The sequence below is a fragment of the Frondihabitans sp. VKM Ac-2883 genome (assembly GCF_015350875.1).
Lineage (GTDB): Bacteria > Actinomycetota > Actinomycetes > Actinomycetales > Microbacteriaceae > Frondihabitans.
On sequence record NZ_JADKSF010000009.1, the window covers coordinates 38951 to 57607 of the forward strand.

Genomic DNA, 18657 nt, shown 5'->3' on the forward strand with positions numbered 1-18657 from the left:
ACGTCTCCCCTCCCGGGCGGCCTCCAGGCCGCCCGTCCGCTCTAGGGTCGAGGGCCCTCTTCCTTGGCAATAAGAGTGCGGATCGCGGACTCCACAGTCGCGATCTCCTCCGGCGCGAGGTCGTCCAGGGACCGGGCCGCAAGCTTGGTCACACCAAGGGCTCGCATGGATCGTGCGAGGCGGAGTTGAGCGTCGATCCTTTGGTCCCTTTCCTCGTCGAACACTCGGCCGCTGAGGTAGTCAGCGGGGACCTGCAGGAATTCCGCCAAGGCGACGACCAGCGTGTGGGCACCAGCGCCATCCAGGAAGGCACGCCACTCCCTCAGGGAAAGTAGCTGGCCCGACTTCCCCAAGGCCGTTCGCGCTGTTGAGTAAGCGTCGTCGAGATCCCCGTAGAGCCCTGCGGCTTCGAGCGCTAGTCGGGCGCGATCTGCTCGCACTATTTCGTCGACGTCGTCAGCTAGTGCGAGGCCGGCGCGTTTGGCGGCCCGTGCGATTAGGTCAAGCGGGTCGTCGCCGGTGGCACGGCAGAGGGTCACGAGTTCGATAACCGTTACCGGCCGCTTCCCATTGAGCACTCGGTAGAGCGTGTCGTGCGTAATGAGCGACTGTTCGGCCCAGGCGCGCACGTTTAGTTGCGCAACGCCTTGCGAGGCTCTTAGTTCGGCAGCAAGCGCTTCGTGCAGCGCTTTTGCGGAAGTTTCGCTCATAGGGTCCACTCAAAGACGCTATCAGGCGGAAGTAGTAATTGTTCTTGCAAAGGTACATCAGAGTTGCTAATTTGCGGCTGGACTGACTCTTACCCATGGCCGGCGAGAGAGATGGCGAGAACGTTGACCAGGCCCACTAATCCAGCACCGCCCAATGCGAACCAAACCCATCCGCGGCGGGTCTTGTCCATCGACTTTGGTTCGGTGGGAGCTGTTCGTGTGGGCTTCACCCCTGCGGTGGAACGATCTGTCTGCACGGGCTCAACAGTGCCTCATTTTTCCTTGAGGGCAGCCGGGAATGCAACAGGCGGTGAGACGGCGCTGACGGTGAGGCAAAGCCCTGTTTGCGAGAGGGGCGTGGGTGCAGCAGGAGAGCTTGTTCACGGAGGCAAACGACTGACTGCCCTCCCTCAGGAAGGCTGGGCATGGACCGGGCGCGAATAGATACGACAAGCACGCTGGTCACCGCCATGGCCTTCTCGCTGCTACCTCCTCGAAGACAAGCCCTTTGGCGACCGCGCTTGACATGCCCAACCTGCGGGCGACCCGCCTTTTTTATGAGGCAAAAACGCACGGGCGCGTCGTCATGTTTTGGTGCCCGGCCACACGCCTTCGGTTGCGTTGAGGCGAGTGCTCCGCGGTCGCCAGCCAGTGACATTCCTCCTGTTCACGATGATGGCTCTCTCTGGATTTTTGAGGTCGCTTATTCCGGCGCGATGAGGGGGCCGACGGTCGAGCCACGGGCGCGTGCAACCTACTCGCGGAACGAGGCACCGAGCCGAAAGCAAGTGGCTAGGCAACAGAAATCCATAGCAGACCTCCTCAAGGACTTGATTCGGCGGCCGGAAATACGAGAGTCAAAGCAACGCATAGCGTTTGCCGGAGTTTCTGGAACGGTCGCCGGATTGTGCGTCGATTTAACCGACCGGAGTCGCCTCGAACTCGGGGTGAGCCGCCTGTACTGGGGGACTTTGCGTGATGTTCGACCGGGTCCGGTAGGCAAGGCCGGTTATTGGCTCAACGTCGCTAATGACGGGTATTCGGATTCGGTGGTCGTGTGGTTGCCGGACAGTCTCATGCCCCGCGTGCTTCACACAGTTCGAGCCCAGTCCGTTGACCAACTAGAGCAAGCCACGTTCATAACGGTCGGTGCCCTACACGCCGGGCCAAGCGGGCGACCAAATCTGAGGATCACGACGCTTGATGACTTCGCGATTCGGGATGCCAATAGAGACGCTGCATACATCTGACGGGAGCGCGAAAGCGCAAAAGGACCATCTGGGGATTTGGAATTGAGACAACGTCTTCGCCCACATTATTGAGGTGATCGCTCGCCGTTCGTCTGGTTTGGGCCTCTGTCAAACACTGGGAATACGCCGATAATGTATCTTATGTCAAGTAATACATTTTAGCGGTGGTCTTGCGAGCCCTGCTGTAGAAGCCTGTGGCAGACATGCGACCGTCGAAAATACAATGTCGATGCCCCAGTAAGTGTCCAACTTCTGGGGCGCAGTTCATCCACCCCTTGTCCCACCCGGCGGTGCTCAACGGAGCTCGCACCACGGCGCCTGCGGCGCCCAGCAGGGATGAAAGGCACGGGGCACCTAAATCCCGCTGCAAGCCTTCGTGCTCGAGGCGGCGGGTGATGTCGCTTCGGAGCGGAGCTGACGGCAGAACCGTAACTCTGCAGTGGCGTGCCTCGATTGTTCGTCAGGGACGCTGAGGCGCTGTGAGTAGAGCGGTTTCGTCCGCCGGGCCAGTCGCTTTGGTGCCTTGGAGAGGTTGTGGCTGTTTCAGGCCGGTGACGAGGAGTGTGACCATTCGTCGGACGTCGTAGTCCGGGTCGCGGGGGCTGAAGGCGACGAGGTCGCCGATCGCACGGAATAGTTGGTAGGCCGACACGTCGGCGACGACTTCGCCTGCTTCCCGGGCCGCATGCAGCAACTCGGCGAGGACGGGGACGAGTCGCTCCACGAAGAGGGCGTGGAGCGCGGTGAAGCCAGCTGCGTCGCCTTCCCAGACGTGTGCGAGGCCATGCTTGGTCCCGAGAAAATCGACGAATCCGTGCACCCAGCTCAACGTCGCGGCGAACGGGGTCGTCTCCGAGGTGAGCAGGAGAGGCCCTGCTTCAGCCAGTGCGTCGATCTGATGCCGGTAGACCGCGACCACGAGATCGGATCTCGTCGGGAAGTGCCGGTAAAGAGTCGCCACGCCGACTCCGGCGGCCGCGGCCACTTCTCGAACAGGGGCGTTCACACCGGAAGAGGCGAACACGTGCGCGGCTGCATCGAGCAGTGCCCGCTCGTTCCTTTCGACGTCACGGCGACGGGGCGCATCGAGGTGAGCAGCGGGCGTCGTCATCCCACGATCATCCCACAGGAACCCACGCTGCTGGAACGTCGATCCGTTTCGGCTTGCAAAACGAACCGGGGTTCCGTATTGTTCGGAACGGCGGTCCGTTTCGGCCGTCGTCTTTAGTGAAAGGCTGCTCATGTCTCCTCATGAAACCAGTTCTCAGGTCATCAGCGTGCGACCGGTGACCCTGCCGGTGCCGGCCCGCGGTCTCGACCTTCAGGTGCGGGTCACCGCACCGATCGCGGGGACGGGTCTTCCCGTGATCGTCTTCGCGCACGGCTTTGGCCAGTCCATGCTGGCTGCGGACCCGCTCGTGGATCACTGGACAGCGAATGGATTTGTCGTCGTCCAACCCACGTTCCTCGACTCCGTGGCCCTTGGCCTGACGCCCGCTGATCCGCGGTATCCGACCATCTGGCGCACCCGCATCGATGATCTCGTGCAGGTGATCGATGAGTTGGAAACCATCATCACCGCCGTTCCCGGCCTGCCTGGGCGGGTCGACACCGACCGTCTTGCGGTCGCGGGACATTCGTGGGGTGGCCAGTCCGTCGGCATGCTGCTCGGCGCCCGGGTGCTCGACGCCGACGGGCAACCCGGCGAGGACCGCACCGACTCGCGCGTGAAGGCCGGAGTGCTGCTGTCCACGACTGGGATCGCCCGCGGCGACCTCGTTCCCTTCGCGCAGGAGAATTTCGCGTTCATGAGCCCGGACTTCACCCAACTCGATACCCCGTCCATCGTTGTCGCCGGCGACCATGACCAGTCGGCACTTTCCACCCGGGGCCCGGACTGGTTCACCGACGTCTACCACTTGAGCCCTGGGGCGCGGCATCTCGTCACTTTGCACGGCGGCGAGCACACCCTCGGCGGTATCCAGGACTACTCCTCGACGGCCACGACCGATGAGAGCCCGGAACGGGTCGAGCTCGTCCGCCGCACCACGACGGCCTTCCTCAAGACCGCCCTCGGCATCGACGAGGCCGCGTGGTCCGACATGGCAGCCACGCCACCGGAGCCTGTCGGACACATCGACTCCAAATAACCAAGCTCACCGGAAATCGAACGAAGAAGGGCCGCATCATCATGATCGATAACCAACGCCCCATCGGCACCGGATTTACCGCTGCCTCGACCGCCGCGGCCGTCCTCGCCGGCGTCGACCTGACCGGCCGCAACATGATCGTTACCGGCGGCCATGGCCGTCTCGGCCGCGAAGTCACCCGGGCACTCGCCTCCGCCGGCGCGTCCGTCACCGTCGCATCGCGCGACGCCACCCGAGCTCGGGCCGCCGTGGCAAGCATCCCCGGCGTCCAGGTCGAGAAGCTCGACCTCACCGATCCCGCCTCGGTGGACGCATTCGCCGAACGCTGGATCAGCTCGGGCCGTCCGCTGCACGCCCTCGTGAACAACGCCGCCATGCTCAACACCCCAGAGCGCAGCCTTGACGCCCGGGGCAACGAAATCTCCTTCTCGACGTCGCACCTGGGACACTTCCAGCTCACCCGGGCGCTCCTGCCGGCCCTTCGGCAGGCGGACGGGGCAAGGGTGGTGAATGTCACCTCCGGTGCAGCCCGGTTCGGCCAGATCCGCTGGGACGACCTCGCCTTCTCAAAGGACTACAACCCTGGTGCCGCCTACGGGCAATCCAAACGCGCCAACGTCCTGTTCACGGTCGAGCTTGACCGCCGCTACGCCGACGAAGGCATCCGCGCTTTCGCCGCCCACCCCGGGGTCATCATCGGTCCCGGACCCCAGGACCCGAACCGTCTGGCCTCCTACCGTGCACAGGGGCTCGTCGACGAGAACGGTGCCACGATCATCGACCCGGAGAACGGTAAGAAGACCATCGAGCAGGGGGCAGCGAACCTGGTCTTCGCCAGCGCAAGCGCACTCCTTTACGGCATCGGTGGTGTGTACCTGAAAGACAGCGACGTCGCGATTCTCGACGACGAAGTACGGCCCCTCACCGCGGACAGCATTCCCTCCGACGCGAACTCGGCCATGCTCGACCCCGAAGACGCCCTCCGGCTCTGGACCCTCAGCGAACGGCTACTGGCCTGAACTGAAGAGTGATTGTGAGCCTGGCGCCTCCGGGACTGGCCACGGAGCACGGTGGTGAGCTCGTTGTCGCCACAATGCGGCTCTCACGGCCTCCCGGTCAGCTGCGGCTCCCGCTCGACATCATTACCTCGCGATAGGGGCTTGGATTTCATCAATGATGATGACCAGCCCGGAAGCGTTTTTCGCGGTGGAGCGGATGAGATCCTCGAAGGCGCGAGCGCCGGAGGGTTCGGTATCAGTTCGAGGCGACCGCGTGGTCCCAGATATTTCTGCCACCCCGGGAATGCCGACCTTGACGATGACGGAGTCGACTGAACGTGCGATCGAGTCGCGGGCCGATGAGTTCCAGGTGGCACTTGCGCGAGTGATCCCGTCGGCGATCTGGGCAATGAGGCCGTGAGCTTCTCCAGCGGTTACCCGCACCACAACGGCGTCCCGGGCTTCAGCCCGACATTGGTACTCCCTCAGGACGGTCTTTTCCTGACCACGGTCTTGGCCAAGGTGGAGTGTTGCAAGGCATTGCTCGAGCCATGTTTCCCGGTCGCGGCGTTCAGCAGGAGCCGCAACGTGAGACGCCGCCCGCCCCAGCTGCGGCTGGATGACGGGCGGCGAGGGGGACGATGGACGCATACGGCAGATTGCCTCAATAGGTGATCGGCTATCAGGCGCTATGAAGACCGAGAGGTTTCTGGACCCACACCCAGAGTCGATCAGGTTAGAGCGAATGGAACGAGCACGCGTCGGGCTCCGCGTGCCCTAGCACCCGTCATCATTTCCAGCTTCGGGCTTAGGAGGTTAAGCAATCCTGGCCTGAAAGCCGACAGGTAGGACTTGGCCGGCGGCAGCCGGTTCGGTCTTTGACAACGTTGCGTTCACGCGTTCGTGAAGGCGTTTGCCATCTGGATGGCCTCTTCGGGTGAGCGACGAAGAGCCTGATAGAGGTCCTCGCTTGCGCCGACGCGAAGGTCGGTCTCGTCGTGCTCAAGCCCTTCGATGAGTGCTTCGATGACCTGGCTGGCTGGCATTTTCTGGTCGGAATGGACGTGCTCTGAGAACGGGGAGTCCACGAGGGGAGCGACGAGTTCGACGACGGCGATCGGGGAAGCATTCCGCTCGAGCGTTGCGCGCATCGAGGCGACGAGGGAGTGTAGGGCTGCTTTCGTTGCGCTGTACGTCGGGTTCGAGATGTCAGGAGCGTATGCGGCGGCCGACGTCGTGATGATGAGTGCTGCCTTTGGCTTGTTGGCGAGCAACGGCTCCAGCCCCTGGCTCAGCCGGATGGCGGACAGGAAGTTCGTCTCGACTTCCTGGGCCGCGTAGGTGTAGGCGTTCTGGCCATCGAAGAGGCGGTGGCTGTGAGTGACGCCGGCGTTCAGGAAAGCCATGTTCAGCTGGGGGTGCTCGGTGCGCAGATACGTCAGGAGTGCCTCGACCTGGCTGGCGTCGGTGATGTCGCAGACGAACGTGTGCGCGTTTGCCAGCGGTGCTGCTTCCTGATCGAGTCGCTCGGCGTTGCGCGCGACCATGATGACGGTGTTGCCGAGGGCACTGAACTGGCGTGCGGCTTCGAGGCCCATGCCGGTGCCGGCTCCGGTGATGAGGATGGTGTTGCCGGTGGTCTTCATTTGCTGTCCTTTACGGTGATGCCCTCACTCTGGGTGGCGGGGGCGATAGGAGTCAGGTTCTCTGTGAGGAGTTCGTGGGTGAGCAGCGGGAGGACGATCTCGCCCAGCCCGTCCTCGATGACTCGGCGGCCGTGCCGGTCGGCGTCCTCGAGCGACGCCCAGCTCTCAGCGATGCGGAACTCTCCCGCTCGGCCATCGACTCCGAAGATGGCGTAGGAGATGTTTCCGGGCTCGGTGGGAACGGTCGCGGCGAGCCCCTCGAAGACCTCGAACAGACGGGCGGCTGCAGCAGGGTCTTTTGCGACGAAGTGCGTCAGTTGGGTGATCATGGAGCGTTTTCCTCTCAGTTCCGGGTTGTCGGGGCGACGGCCTGCTTTTTGACCGTCGCCCCGTGTCCGGCGATAGTGGGTCAGTTGCTGGCGGCGAAACCGTCGACGTCGGTCAGCCCGGCGGTGTCGTGCTGGGCTCGGATCTCGAGGATGCGGGCCTGGAGTGCGTCGGTGATCATCGAGTAGGCGTCCGATCCCATGACAAGCCGACGGGGGGGCTCGGGATTCTCACCCGCGGCGATGAGGCCGTCGACCACCTTGGACTGATCGCCTGCCATCTCCTCCAGGGGTGCCTCTTGCCGCATGATCGCGGTGTTGTTGGCGTAGGCGGGCAGCGGCTCCTTGCGACCCATCACCTCGTAGAACGAAGTCCGGATCAGGCCAGGCTCGACCAGTGTGGTCGTAATTCCGAAGGGCTCGACCTCGGGACCCCAAGCCTCGAAGAATCCCTCGACGCCCCACTTCGCGGCGTGATAAAGCGAGAAGCCGGGGAAGGCGATGTGTCCGCCCATGCTGGAGAGCTGAATGAAACGCCCGCCGCCCTGCTGACGCAGGTGCGGCGTGACCGCCTGGGCGAGGGTGATGGAGCCCAGCAGGTTCGTCTCCAGCATCCGCCGGGTGTCGTCGTCGTCGAGCTCCTCGGCGGCGCCGAGAATTCCGAAGCCGGCGTTGCTGACGATGACGTCGATGTGGCCGAGCTCTGCGAACGCCTCGTCGACGACCTTCCGGATCTGCGCGGAGTCGGTGACGTCGAGGGCGTGGCGCCAGAGGAGGTCGCCGTACGTGTCGGCGAGATCGTCGAGCTGTTCGGGGCGGCGGGCAGTTGCTGCGACGCGGTCTCCGCGGGCGAGGAGCTTCTCGACGAGTTCGCGGCCCATACCGCGGGAGCTGCCGGTGATAAACCAGGTCTTGGTCATAATGTGTTCGCTTTCGTTTTAGAGGGAGTGCAGGATGCTGATGCGACGCGCGAAGATCTCGTCTCGGATCGAGATCGTCGGCGCGAAGTGGTCCCAGCCATGGTTAAGTCCCGGGATGACGTGCAGTTCGGTGCTGACGCCGGCGGCCCAGAGGTGTTGCGCGTAGGTGACGGTCTCGTCGCGGAACGCGTCGAGTTCACCGACCTCGAGGTACGTCGGCGGCAGGCCAGAGAAGTCCTCCAGCTGCGCCGGGACGATCGTGGGGGGCTGGTCCCCAGCGTGGTCGTCTCCCAAAAGGCTGATCCATCCGGTGTGCCTGAGGGTGTCGAGATCAGCCGAGAAGGGGACAAGGTTGGGATCGAGCGGCGTCTCGCGGTTGTCGAGCATCGGGTAGATGAGGATCTGGCGGGCCAACGCGATGCCTTCGCGGGTTGCACGGATTGCCGCCGCAGCGGCGAGGGTTGATCCGGCGCTTTCACCCATGACCGCAATGCGGCTGGGATCCACGCTGAGTCGTGTGGCGTTTTCGATCAACCACGTCAGACCGGCATAGACGTCGTTACTGATTGTCGAACCCGTGGCTTCAGGAGCCAGCCGGTACTCGACCGAGAGGATCGGAACACCGGACGCCGCGACGTACTGCGCCAAGAACGGTGCGAAGTGGGCGACCTCGCCGGCGACAAATGCACCACCGTGCGCGTGCAGAACGGCAGCGCTTACGGCGTCGTCTGCGCGTGCAGCGCCACCAACGGGCGCGTACCAGTGCAAGTCGATTTCGACGCCGTCATCGGACGCTGTGGTGAAGACCTGGCGCTCGACCTCGGGCTGGTCGAGGTTGGCGGTCAGTTGCGGGTAGGTCGCCGCCACTGCGGTTCGCCAGGTCTCCCAGTCACCGCGGACCAGGGGATCAGCCGGGGTGTCACCGGCCGCGGCGGCGAAGACCGCTGCGAGTTCAGGATCGAGGGACAAGGGCATGTGCACTCCTAGCTCTTTGTTGTGGACGTCAATCACCGTATGACCTAGAGTTCGCTCTAGATCAAGAAGGAGTTTTATGAATACGCAGCTGTTGACGATCGGCGAGGTCAGTGAGCGAACAGGTCTCGGTGTCCACGCCCTTCGGTACTACGAACGTGAAGGTCTGCTGCTCGGATCGGTGGCACGTAGCAGCGGTGGGCGCCGGCTGTACACGACCTTCGACATTGAGTGGCTGACGATGTGCAACCGCTTCCGAGCCTGCGGGATGCCACTGAGCGACATCCGCCGCTACGCCGAACTCGTCGCCGACGGACCGGGAAACGAACAAGAGCGCCTCGCGCTCCTCCGACAACACGAGGAGCGCGTGCGAGCCGAGATGAACGAAATGTCCGCCACGCTCACTGCGATCGCGGCGAAAGCTCAGTTGTATGCCGAACACGTTGAAGCAGGCGATGCTGGAATGTTATGGACCGGGGAAACCCCCTCCTGCCTCGCACTTGAGAGCATCGCTGCGCAGGTGAAACAATCCGCCTGAAGGTAGTCGGCAAGTACCGGATCGCAGAAGCTACACACCGCTGCAGGTCCCGCACGAGGATGACCAACCCGCCGCAAGGTAGCATTGCAGCTAGGAGAGGATCGTCTTTCTGACGTCGGTTTTTCTGCGTTAATAGCGTCTACGGATGACCAAACTGCTTGTCAACTGCGGAGCGCCGAACCTCGCGGCAGTGAAGCTCTAATGACATTAGCTTCCTGCCGCCGCGGGTTGTTCGACATTATGGCGATCGGGCTCGCCGGCGTTGATGACGTCCTGCGGGTGTGCTCGTCGGATGGACGGCGACATATGCCACCAGAAGGGTTGCCGACGCTGGTTCACGTTTAAGGCGTCCGTGTGGCGTCGGGCGAAAGCTTTGCGGTACCGACTGAGTTGCCGGCAAAATGAGGAAGGGCCACGCCAAGCGACGTGGCCCTTCCTCATTCCGGTCCGGAGCGCCGATGGTAGCTAGCACCTGCCGCGGACACCTGGCGGGAACAACCAGAGCGTTTCAGCAGTATCGAAACCCGCGGCACAGTTGAGGGTTTCGCAGAGAATTACGCTTCGGTCAGCTGACTGCGGAGGGCGTCGACATCGAACACGAATGCCATGGCGGAAATTCGCACGTCTACTACACGCCAGAACGCCGTCTCCGTAAACGCGACCGATGCTCCGGTTGGGCCGAAACCGAAGAATTCAGACACCGGCGTGCCGGAATCCGTTAGACGGACAGCAATGCTATCCCCTTCGGCGACCTCATCCAGAACTTTCCAGTGAAGATCGGGAACAGCAGCGTCGTAACTCTTGAACTGCGCGACGATGCTTTGCCTGCCGAGCGAAACACCGTTGACGACGACCTCATCTTGTAAAAAATCAGCGAGTCGATCGAAATCGTGAGCGTTCGCCATTTCGAAAAAGCGCCGGACGAACTCGTGAGCGTCGAATGTCGGAAGGTGCATAGTCATATCGTTCCTCTCAGTAAGTGCCGACGATCCGTCAGCCTCTGGCGACGATAAATGCTCACGTTGACGGTAGGTGCAAGTCCGTCATGCGGTCGGCCCAGGGAGTGCAACCGCAACGGTGACACCGCGCTCGACGAGCTCGCTCGAGTCAATGATGGCCGCCAAGCGTCGGCGTGCTTTGCCGAGCTCAGTGGCCTTTGCGTCAAGTTGCTTCAGTTCCGCGCGCAAACCGTCGATCTGCGCCGGCGTCAGCAGGCGCGGCCCAAGGCAGGTGTCAAGTTCGCGAATGGTTTTGCTGGACAGGCCAGCGGCGTACAGCTGCTGAATCGTCCGAACGCGCCACACTGCGTCCGAGTCGTAGACGCGATGGCCGCGTCCTGTGCGCCCGCTTCTAAGCAGGCCTTGCTCCTCGTAGTACCTAATCGCTCGTACGCTGGCATTCACAATGCTCGCCAATTCTCCAATTTGCACCTGTCACCAAACGTCGTGAGAGCATGCGCCATTCCGACTCGATCAGGACCGGCGATCTTGCCCGCATTGCTGATTCAGTAGTGGATCAATTGCTGGACAGGACAATCGGGCCGGCCTGGGCCTTTGCTCGGCAGTCAGCGTGCTTCTAAATGGACATCCCAAGGTCGGCATGATCGTCAGAGCGGCTGCACTTCCGGTGCGGGGTGTCGGAGCTGATCCAGGGTGATGGTCTCGCCGAGGACACCCCAGTTTGCGGCGGGAACGTCGCGGAACAGCACGTACACGGCGGGCTTTACTGAGCGGGCGGCCGCGCTGATTAGGTCGGTGAATTCGCGGATCAACGCCGCTTTTTGCTCGTCCTCGAGGCCACCGGTGAATGCGTTCACCTCGACGGTGATGACCGGGGTCCCGTTGGTGGTTCCACCGTGGAAGACCGCTGCTTGCTCGTGGTCGCGGAAGAAGATCCAGCACGTACTTCGCACGAACGGTGTCGCGGGCAGCCCCTCGTGGTGCAGGGCGCTGTCGGTCAGACGTCGAGCGAGACCCTGCCGATCCTGGACGTGGATTGCTCCACCGGGTGCGTCGATATAAATGACGGGCATCGTGCTCTCCGTTGCGTATCCGACGCGGCTGCCCGTAACGTTCTGCTGCGGGCGGCCGCATAGGAGTGCTTACTTGCTGTAGTCGGTGCTGTGCGCGAGTTCGCGGCCATCGCGGATCTGCTCCAGCAGGTTGTTGGCCTTGTTCTCGGCGAGACCTGAAGAGTCCGAGCCGAGCTGCTGGCGCAGTGGGCCGCCCTGCTGAGCGATGGCGGAGAGTGCGGCAGCCGCTTTGTCCGGGTCGCCCGGCTGGGTGCCGGGCATGGCCTTGTGCTGGGCGACCATCTCCCGGATCGCCGGGTACGCGTCCGTTGTGGTCTCGGGAAGCGCAAGGGAGTGGTCGGTGAGGAAGTCGGTATTGAAGTAACCCGGCTCGACGACGGAGACGCTGATGCCGAAGTCCGCGACCTCGGCGGCGAGTGATTCACTGAGCCCCTCGATGGCGTACTTGCCCGCGCAGTACAGACCCCAGCCAGGGAAGGAGAGCAGCCCAAGGATCGAAGAGACGTTAATGATGTGGCCACTGCCTACGGCGCGCATTCCCGGAAGAGCGGCGCGAATGACGTTCCACGTGCCGCGCACCTGCACGTCAAACATGGCTTGCACGTCCGCGTCAGAAGTTTCCTCGACGGCCCCGAGGTAGCCGTAACCGGCGTTGTTCACGACGACATCGATCCCGCCAAACCGGGTGGTGGTCTCGGCAATGCCGCGTGTGACGGCCTCGACGTCGGTGAGCTGCACGGCCAAAGGCAGCAGGTTCGACGTGTCAGTGCCGTCAAGCGCTGCGACAAGACGGGCAGTGGAGCGGGTAGTCGCAGCGACGTTGTCACCACGCCCCAGCAGGTGCTTCACCAAGGCAAGGCCGAGGCCGCGGGAGGCACCGGTAACAAACCAAGTCGCAGGTCGATCAGAGGGGTAGGTCATTGCGAAGCTTCTTTCTGTCGGTGAACTGCCCTAAAGGGCTCACCTCCAAGCCTCGCGATTCGGAACGACGCGCAGCCGCCCGTACCTAGCCCGGGAATGCCTAGGAATCACCGTCCTACCCGGCGGAATCAGGCGCGCCGTCGACCAAATCGGGAACGACGGGATCCAACGCGGCCGGCTTCGTGCACTTCACGCGTTTCGGTGCGGTCCAGTGTCCAAGAAGGCTCATCGCTTCCCGCGAGGCGCTGTCCGGCGCGGTCGTGTACACGTACACGGTCTGGTCCCGGTCGCCAGGCAGCAGGAACGACTCGTACTCCACCGCCAACTCACCGATAACAGGGTGTACAACCTGCTTCGTTCCATAGGTTCGCTGCTGCACCTGATGCTGCGCCCACCACGCCGCGAATTCCGCACTTCCGACCATGAGCTCCCCCACCAGGGCCTGTAAGCCCCGGTCGTGCGGATGATTCCCCGCCGCGAATCGCAGCGTCTCCACCGCCGTCCGAGCCTGCAGCTCCCAGTCAACGAACAACGATCTCGCTGCGGGGTCGAGTAGCAGCCACCGCGCGTAGTTACGTTCTTTCGGTGCCATAGCATCAAAATCCGCGAACAGAGCCCTGGCCAGCCTGGTGCTGGCGAGCACACTGGCGTCGTACCCCAAGACCAGCACCGGGTGATCACCTAGCGCCTCAAGCAACTGCCAAAGACCTTTCCGAACGCGCTGCACACTCGTCCGCGGCGCAGCCACCGGCGCCTCCGACGCCGCCACCAGGTGGCGCACGTGTTCCCGGCTGGCATCATCCAGCTGCAACGCCGCCGCCAACGCGGCCACCACCTGCGCAGAAGGGACGATACGTCGCCCCTGCTCCAAGCGCGTGTAGTAATCGGTCGACACCCCCGCCAGCAACGCGACTTCCTCCCGGCGCAGCCCAGGAACACGACGCACTCGCCCATCGGCCAGCAACGAGCCAACGGGTTGCACGTTCGCACGTGCGCGCCTGAGGAACGCACCCAGCTCCTGAAACGAAGACGTCACCCAACCATCCTCCCTCGGACAACGAGCTACTCGCCTAGCCCGCATAATCCCACCCACAATAAGACCGCGTCAGCAGCCCGGGATACGTGGCTGCAGGCTGAAGGCCTGCACGCGAGGCGGGGGTGGTTGTCGGTTGCGTGGCGTTACCCAAAAGGGCGTGCCCAGCGCAATCGCCACGGCGGCACCAGTCGCAGCGAGACCGCTTGCAACGTTCCTAGAGCCAGTCATGTGAATCCCCTCATTCGTGTCCTTAACACGCCATGATCCAGCACCCTCCCTCGAACCTCCCCGTGGCGAGTCGCAGCTGCCTCCGCGGCTCTCAATGCTTAGGGGCGTTGAGGGTTCTCTTCCGAACGGGGCTCCGGCCGCCCGGGAGCCGTCCGTCTTGCGGGGTGCGGTTCACCGCCCGATCTGGTCGAGCTCGGCGAGATCGTCCGAAGCAAGTGTCAAAGCGGCCCCCATGACGTTCTCGCGAAGGTGCTCGACGGAGGAAGTACCTGGGATCAGGAGGATGTTCGGCGACCGCTGAAGAAGCCACGCCAAAGCGACGGCCATTGGTGTGGCGCCGACCCGCGCTGCGACGGCCGAGAGGGTGTCGGATTGAAGGGGGCTGAAGCCTCCGAGGGGGAAGAAGGGCACATAGGCGATACCCTCGGACGCGAGTTGGTCGATGAGGTCGTCGTCCCCGCGGACGGCGAGGTTGTACATGTTCTGAACACTGACGATCGGCGCGATCGCCTGGACCTCGGCGATCTGGTCGGTGGTGGCGTTACTGATGCCGAGGTGCCGGATGAGCCCTTCCTGCTGCAACTGGACCAGGGTCTCGAACGCCTCGCCGACGGATTCGGCCACGGGACCTTCGGCGTTGCCGACCCGCAGGTTGACGAGGTCGAGGGTGTCGACTCCGATGGCTTTCAGGTTCTCGCGGACCTGCTGCTGCAGTTGTACGGGTTGCCGGGCCGTGGGCCAGCCGCCCTGGGCGTCACGGTTCGCGCCGACCTTGGTGACGATGTGCAGGGACTCGCCGTAAGGGTGGAGAGCTTCGCGGATGATGTCGTTGGTGACGCGGGGCCCGTAGGCGTCGCTGGTGTCGATGTGAGTGATGCCGAGCTCGACGGCTTGGCGAAGGACTGCATGGGCCGCACGTCGGTCGGCCGGGGGTCCCATGACCCAGGGCCCAGCAAGTTGCATGGCCCCGTAGCCGAACCGGGTGACTTCGAGGTCGCCGAGCTGCCAAGTGCCGCCGGGAAGAGTGGTGGCTGATGTCGTCATGGTGCTGCCTTTCAGAGGAACGGGGTGGCGCCTTGTGGCTCCATGCTCCATTCTTGGGAAGTAGCTTCCGGCTGGGAAGTACGCACCTTCAGGTGCCTTGATACCCATACGGAACAAGGAGTCGTCATGCCCACGATGACAGCGGCCGAGAGACGAGCCGAGAGCAAGGCGCAGTACAACGCTTTCCTGGCGGTGTGCCCGAGTCAGAAGCTTCTCGACCGGATCTCCGACAAATGGGTCACCCTAATTCTGACAGCGTTGGGAAGCGGACCGGAATGCGTAGGGGATCCTGCACCCATGCGTTATTCCGAGCTAGCACGAACCCTGGCAGGGGTGAGCCCGAAGATGCTGACGCAGACCCTGCGCTCACTGGAGAACGACGGCCTCCTCACCCGGACAGCCGAGCCGACCGTGCCGGTGACCGTCACCTACGAACTGACCCACCTCGGCCTCTCCCTGCAGGACACCATCCGCGGCCTCAAACGATGGGCAGAGGAACACATGGACGAGGTCATCTCGAACCGTGAAGCACACACCGCGACCGAGCACGTCGAGCGCTAGGGGCTCAAGGGGCGGGTGCTGGTGCAGCGTTCTCGGCTCCGGCAGGCTTGAACGATGAACCCAATTCGTCTCTGCGGCCATGACCGAACATCGCAGTCATTTCAGCGAGGCGGGGAATCATCTGCCGCGATGCACTCATCGCTGTCCGCACCCGCGTGGCCGATCCCCCCGCAGCGTAAGCCGATGCGTTCGCGGGCAGTGCTGCTCGGAGGGCGTTGGTGATGCCGGTCAGGATGACGACCAGGTCGGGACGAAAGGCGCCAACAAGCCGAGGAGCCGTGGGGCGAAGCGTGGCGAAAATACCTTCGGGCCCTCAGACGTAATCGCCATTGTCGCCACGGTCACCGGGGCCTGTTGCCGGTGGCTGGCGGCTTCCAAAAGCGTGGTAGTTCCTGCTGCAGGGCCATTTTCGACTTCGACGGCCAGATAGATGGCGCCGGAGACATTGCCTTCTCGGGTTGCGATCCACAAGCCTGGCTGCTCTTGCCGCCACCGCCTGCGACTCGCATCGGCCCGCGCTACAGGTCCGCGGCGATGCTCCGCATGAGACCCTCGAGGTCCCGTTCCACCTCGACCGTCTGGATGCCGCGCTCGACGGCTCCCGCCACCAGTTTTCCCGTGATCTCCCGGCCAACGAGCTTTGCCCAGGCGTCGTTCTCCTCGAGGAGTTGCGCGGTGAGATCAGAGGCAGGCAGGAGGTTCTTGGCCTGCGCGATGACGTCGGCGCCGACGGCGGCGATATGAGCGGCGAGGTCATCGACGAACGTGTCGAGTTGGGCGGCAGGAAGGGCGCGATTGATCCAACCGTAGGCGGCCGCCGTATCCGCGTCGAAAAGGTCGCCCGAGAGAAGGACCTCGAGAGCGCGGTTCCGGCCCGTCCGCTCAAGGAGGTACTGCGTTCCCCCGCCTCCGGGAAGGATGCCCATGAGCGACTCGGGCTGACCGATACCGGCCGTCTCTCGAGCGGCGAATGTCATGTCGGCGGCTGCGACGAACTCCGCCCCGCCTGCCCTCGCCGTGCCGACGAGTTTGACAATGGTCACTTGAGGCTGGTGCCGCAAGAGCTCGCCCACGCTCTGAAAGACGTTCAAGCCCGGGTTGCTTTCGGCGATCTGGGTGAGCTCGCCCATCTGATCGAAGATTCCCATGTCAACGTGGGCGAGGAAGAACTCGTCGTTCGCGCTCGAGAACACGATGACGTGAACCGATGCCTCGTCCCGCAAGCGCCCTAGGAGATCGTGGAGTTCACGGATGAGGGTAGCGCCGAGGACATTGACGGGCGGGTTGTCGAGGACGACAGCGGCGACCCCGGCTTCGATGGTGACATGGAGGTTGCTGTATGTGGGGAAGTTCATGAGATCTTTCATGGTTGTCCATAGGCAGGTACGTTTGCTTTGCATACCTAGCCTCATCGGTGAGGCGAGGACCGTCAATAACGCACTTTCCTGGCACCAAGGATTCCGAAGGACACCTCCATGTCGACAATCAACACCGTTCCGGACCCCCGATTCCGCGTCGATTGCCCGAGCCGGCCCATCCTGGATCAGGTGGCTGACAAGTGGTCGATGATGGTGCTCGCCGTCCTGGAGAACCCGACGCGATTCAACGAGATCAAGCGGCAGCTCGAAGGAGTCACCCAGCGTGTGCTTACACAGACACTGCGACGTCTCGAGCGCAACGGGATGATCTCGCGACGCGTCCTCCAGACCTCTCCGGTGGGGGTCGAGTACTCATTGACGCCTCTCGGCGAGTCTTTCCGGATGCCCTTCATTCGGCTCTACGAATGGACAGTCGAGCACAGCGACGAAGTCGAGGCTGTCCAGCGCCAATACGACGCTCGGATCGCCTCCGGGACTGGCTGACGACTGACGCACGGGAATCCGTCGAGTTCTGAAGGGCGGTTCGAAGCGTTTCCACGCTGACGTGCGGATAGTGATCGCAAGGGGTTGGCCATCGGACACGTCGCTTGAGACGATTGGGGATGTCTCCTACGACTGCGCTTCTAGTCATCGACCTCCAGCGCGGCGTCGTGCAGGGTTGCCTCGACACGCGGACGGCGTGATCCATCGCGCGGCGTAACTCGTCGAGCGCGCGCAATCGTCAGGTGTGCCTTAGGTAGTTCCCGACCAGCTTGCTTGAGGCACAAAGCCCGAAACCAGCGATAAGGCGGCTGGTGGATCCCGAGCGGATCAGTACGATGGAGCCGCCTCTGTTCACGGTGCGTGCCGCGTGCTGCAGCGTGAAGAAGGCACCTTTTGCGTTGACGCCGAAAGAGTGTTCACAATCGATGCGGAAGGCCTCCCTGCTTTCGCTGGGAGGCCTTCTTTAGCGTGGTCAGAGTTCGACGATGACTTTGCCTCGGGCGTGGCGTCCTGCTTGGAGTTCTACTGCCGCGCGGACTTCTTCGACGGGGAAAGCTGCCGCGATCGGGACGCGAAGTACGCCGTCTGCGATGAGTTGTGCGAGGTCCTGCAGGGATTCGGCACTGGTGGTAGCGCCATTGGCCGCGGGCACTCCCTCGACAATGGCTGCGATGGTGCAGATGCGGTTGTCAGGGACGCCGAGCTCTCGGGCAACGTCGACCGTGTCAGTTCCGTGCAAATCGAGCGCGGCAGTGATAGGTCCGCCATCGAGTGCGCGGACTCGGTCGGTGAGCCCTTCGCCATACGCGACCGGCTCGGCACCAAGGGTTGTCAGGTACTCCGCCGTGGCCGGGGAACCGGTGCCGATCACGCGGGCGCCTGCAGCACGGGCGAGCTGGACGGCGAACAGGCCGACGCCGCCTCCCGCGCCCCCCACCAGGACCGTGTCATTCGGGCTGAGGTTCAGCACCTCCAAAGCTGCCGCAGCTGTGCTGCCCGCGATCGCGATCGTTGCCGCAGTTTGATCATCGACACCGTCGGGGGTGTGGTGAGCGACGCCGGACGCGATGTTGCCGTCCGCTTTCACGATGACGAAATCAGCCAGAGCCCGAGACAGTGCCGCCCCGTAGACCCGATCACCGACCGAATAGCCCGTGGCGCCCTCGCCAATCTCATCGACAACGCCGGCGTAGTCGGTTCCATACCCGGATGGCAGCGTCAAACCAAACCGGGCTGCTGTGTCCGCGTCGGAAGTCATGAACCAGTCCATCGGGTTCAGGCCCGCGACCGTCACCTTGACCCGGATCTCATCGGGTCCCGGGTGCGGTGCGGGAACGTCCTGCAGGGTCAAGTTCTCGGGGCCGCCGAAAGATTCAAGCAATACCGCTCGTGCGGGTGAGGACTCGTGTGTGTCGTTGTTCTGTAGGTCAGCCATGCGTTACCACTCCTGAGATAGATTAAAC

19 protein-coding genes are annotated in these 18657 nt (G+C 63.3%); 5 read left to right on the forward strand and 14 right to left on the reverse strand.

Features of this window, described 5'->3' with window-relative positions; translation table 11 throughout:
- Positions 1-41 precede the first annotated feature (41 nt).
- Complete coding sequence (locus ITJ49_RS15200) at positions 42-710, reverse strand: XRE family transcriptional regulator (RefSeq protein WP_194606424.1); 669 nt, start codon at positions 708-710, stop codon at positions 42-44.
- 1710 nt (positions 711-2420) lie between these two features.
- Complete coding sequence (locus ITJ49_RS15205) at positions 2421-3071, reverse strand: TetR/AcrR family transcriptional regulator (protein WP_194606425.1); 651 nt, start codon at positions 3069-3071, stop codon at positions 2421-2423.
- Between the two features lie 130 nt (positions 3072-3201).
- Between ITJ49_RS15205 and ITJ49_RS15210 the strand changes: the two genes are divergently transcribed.
- Positions 3202-4110: an alpha/beta fold hydrolase gene (locus tag ITJ49_RS15210; protein ID WP_194606426.1), complete on the forward strand. Its 909-nt coding sequence runs from the start codon at positions 3202-3204 to the stop codon at positions 4108-4110.
- A gap of 41 nt (positions 4111-4151) precedes the next feature.
- The gene (locus ITJ49_RS15215; RefSeq protein WP_194606427.1) at positions 4152-5129 is read left to right on the forward strand and encodes an SDR family NAD(P)-dependent oxidoreductase; all 978 of its coding nucleotides are present in this window, start codon (positions 4152-4154) and stop codon (positions 5127-5129) included.
- Between the two features lie 872 nt (positions 5130-6001).
- Here ITJ49_RS15215 and ITJ49_RS15220 read toward each other — a convergent pair.
- The 4 genes from ITJ49_RS15220 to ITJ49_RS15235 form a co-directional block, all read right to left on the reverse strand.
- On the reverse strand, positions 6002-6754 hold the full coding sequence (locus ITJ49_RS15220) for an SDR family oxidoreductase (RefSeq protein WP_194606428.1): 753 nt from the start codon (positions 6752-6754) through the stop codon (positions 6002-6004).
- Positions 6751-7083 (reverse strand): putative quinol monooxygenase, encoded by a 333-nt coding sequence (locus ITJ49_RS15225; RefSeq protein ID WP_194606429.1) that lies wholly within the window; start codon positions 7081-7083, stop codon positions 6751-6753. Before ITJ49_RS15225 ends, ITJ49_RS15220 begins: the two co-directional genes overlap by 4 nt.
- An 80-nt stretch (positions 7084-7163) precedes the next feature.
- Positions 7164-8000 carry an SDR family oxidoreductase gene (locus tag ITJ49_RS15230; RefSeq protein ID WP_194606430.1) on the reverse strand — a complete coding sequence of 279 codons (837 nt, stop codon included), beginning with the start codon at positions 7998-8000 and terminating at the stop codon, positions 7164-7166.
- An 18-nt stretch (positions 8001-8018) separates the two neighbouring features.
- The gene (locus tag ITJ49_RS15235; RefSeq protein ID WP_194606431.1) at positions 8019-8975 is read right to left on the reverse strand and encodes an alpha/beta hydrolase; all 957 of its coding nucleotides are present in this window, start codon (positions 8973-8975) and stop codon (positions 8019-8021) included.
- A gap of 76 nt (positions 8976-9051) precedes the next feature.
- Here ITJ49_RS15235 and ITJ49_RS15240 point away from each other — a divergent pair, with 76 nt between their 5' ends.
- The gene (locus tag ITJ49_RS15240; RefSeq protein WP_194606432.1) at positions 9052-9510 is read left to right on the forward strand and encodes a MerR family transcriptional regulator; all 459 of its coding nucleotides are present in this window, start codon (positions 9052-9054) and stop codon (positions 9508-9510) included.
- Positions 9511-10064: 554 nt separating this feature from the next.
- Here ITJ49_RS15240 and ITJ49_RS15245 read toward each other — a convergent pair.
- The 6 genes from ITJ49_RS15245 to ITJ49_RS15270 all read right to left on the reverse strand — a co-directional run bounded on the left by ITJ49_RS15245 (position 10065) and on the right by ITJ49_RS15270 (position 14771).
- Positions 10065-10466, reverse strand: coding sequence for an ester cyclase (locus ITJ49_RS15245; RefSeq protein WP_194606433.1), 402 nt, complete (start codon positions 10464-10466; stop codon positions 10065-10067).
- A gap of 87 nt (positions 10467-10553) precedes the next feature.
- A complete protein-coding gene (locus tag ITJ49_RS15250; protein WP_194606434.1) occupies positions 10554-10940 on the reverse strand; it encodes a MerR family transcriptional regulator in 387 nt (128 codons plus the stop codon).
- A 176-nt stretch (positions 10941-11116) separates the two neighbouring features.
- On the reverse strand, positions 11117-11542 hold the full coding sequence (locus ITJ49_RS15255; RefSeq protein ID WP_194606435.1) for a 4-oxalocrotonate tautomerase family protein: 426 nt from the start codon (positions 11540-11542) through the stop codon (positions 11117-11119).
- Between the two features lie 69 nt (positions 11543-11611).
- On the reverse strand, positions 11612-12463 hold the full coding sequence (locus tag ITJ49_RS15260) for an SDR family oxidoreductase (RefSeq protein ID WP_194606436.1): 852 nt from the start codon (positions 12461-12463) through the stop codon (positions 11612-11614).
- A gap of 115 nt (positions 12464-12578) precedes the next feature.
- Entirely contained in the window at positions 12579-13499 is a 921-nt protein-coding gene (locus ITJ49_RS15265; RefSeq protein WP_370544553.1) for a helix-turn-helix domain-containing protein, read from the reverse strand.
- 399 nt (positions 13500-13898) lie between these two features.
- Positions 13899-14771: an oxidoreductase gene (locus tag ITJ49_RS15270; protein WP_194606438.1), complete on the reverse strand. Its 873-nt coding sequence runs from the start codon at positions 14769-14771 to the stop codon at positions 13899-13901.
- 126 nt (positions 14772-14897) lie between these two features.
- On the opposite strand from ITJ49_RS15270, the gene ITJ49_RS15275 reads away from it, so the two are divergent.
- Positions 14898-15332, forward strand: a complete 435-nt coding sequence (locus ITJ49_RS15275) for a helix-turn-helix domain-containing protein (RefSeq protein WP_194606439.1) — start codon at positions 14898-14900, stop codon at positions 15330-15332.
- Positions 15333-15850: 518 nt separating this feature from the next.
- On the opposite strand, the gene ITJ49_RS15280 is transcribed toward ITJ49_RS15275, so the two are convergent.
- Entirely contained in the window at positions 15851-16687 is an 837-nt protein-coding gene (locus ITJ49_RS15280) for an enoyl-CoA hydratase/isomerase family protein (RefSeq protein ID WP_194606440.1), read from the reverse strand.
- Between the two features lie 120 nt (positions 16688-16807).
- Here ITJ49_RS15280 and ITJ49_RS15285 point away from each other — a divergent pair, with 120 nt between their 5' ends.
- Entirely contained in the window at positions 16808-17194 is a 387-nt protein-coding gene (locus tag ITJ49_RS15285) for a helix-turn-helix domain-containing protein (RefSeq protein ID WP_194606441.1), read from the forward strand.
- Between the two features lie 472 nt (positions 17195-17666).
- Here the strand turns inward: ITJ49_RS15285 and ITJ49_RS15290 are convergent, their stop codons facing one another.
- Positions 17667-18629: an NADP-dependent oxidoreductase gene (locus tag ITJ49_RS15290; RefSeq protein WP_194606442.1), complete on the reverse strand. Its 963-nt coding sequence runs from the start codon at positions 18627-18629 to the stop codon at positions 17667-17669.
- Positions 18630-18657 lie beyond the last annotated feature (28 nt).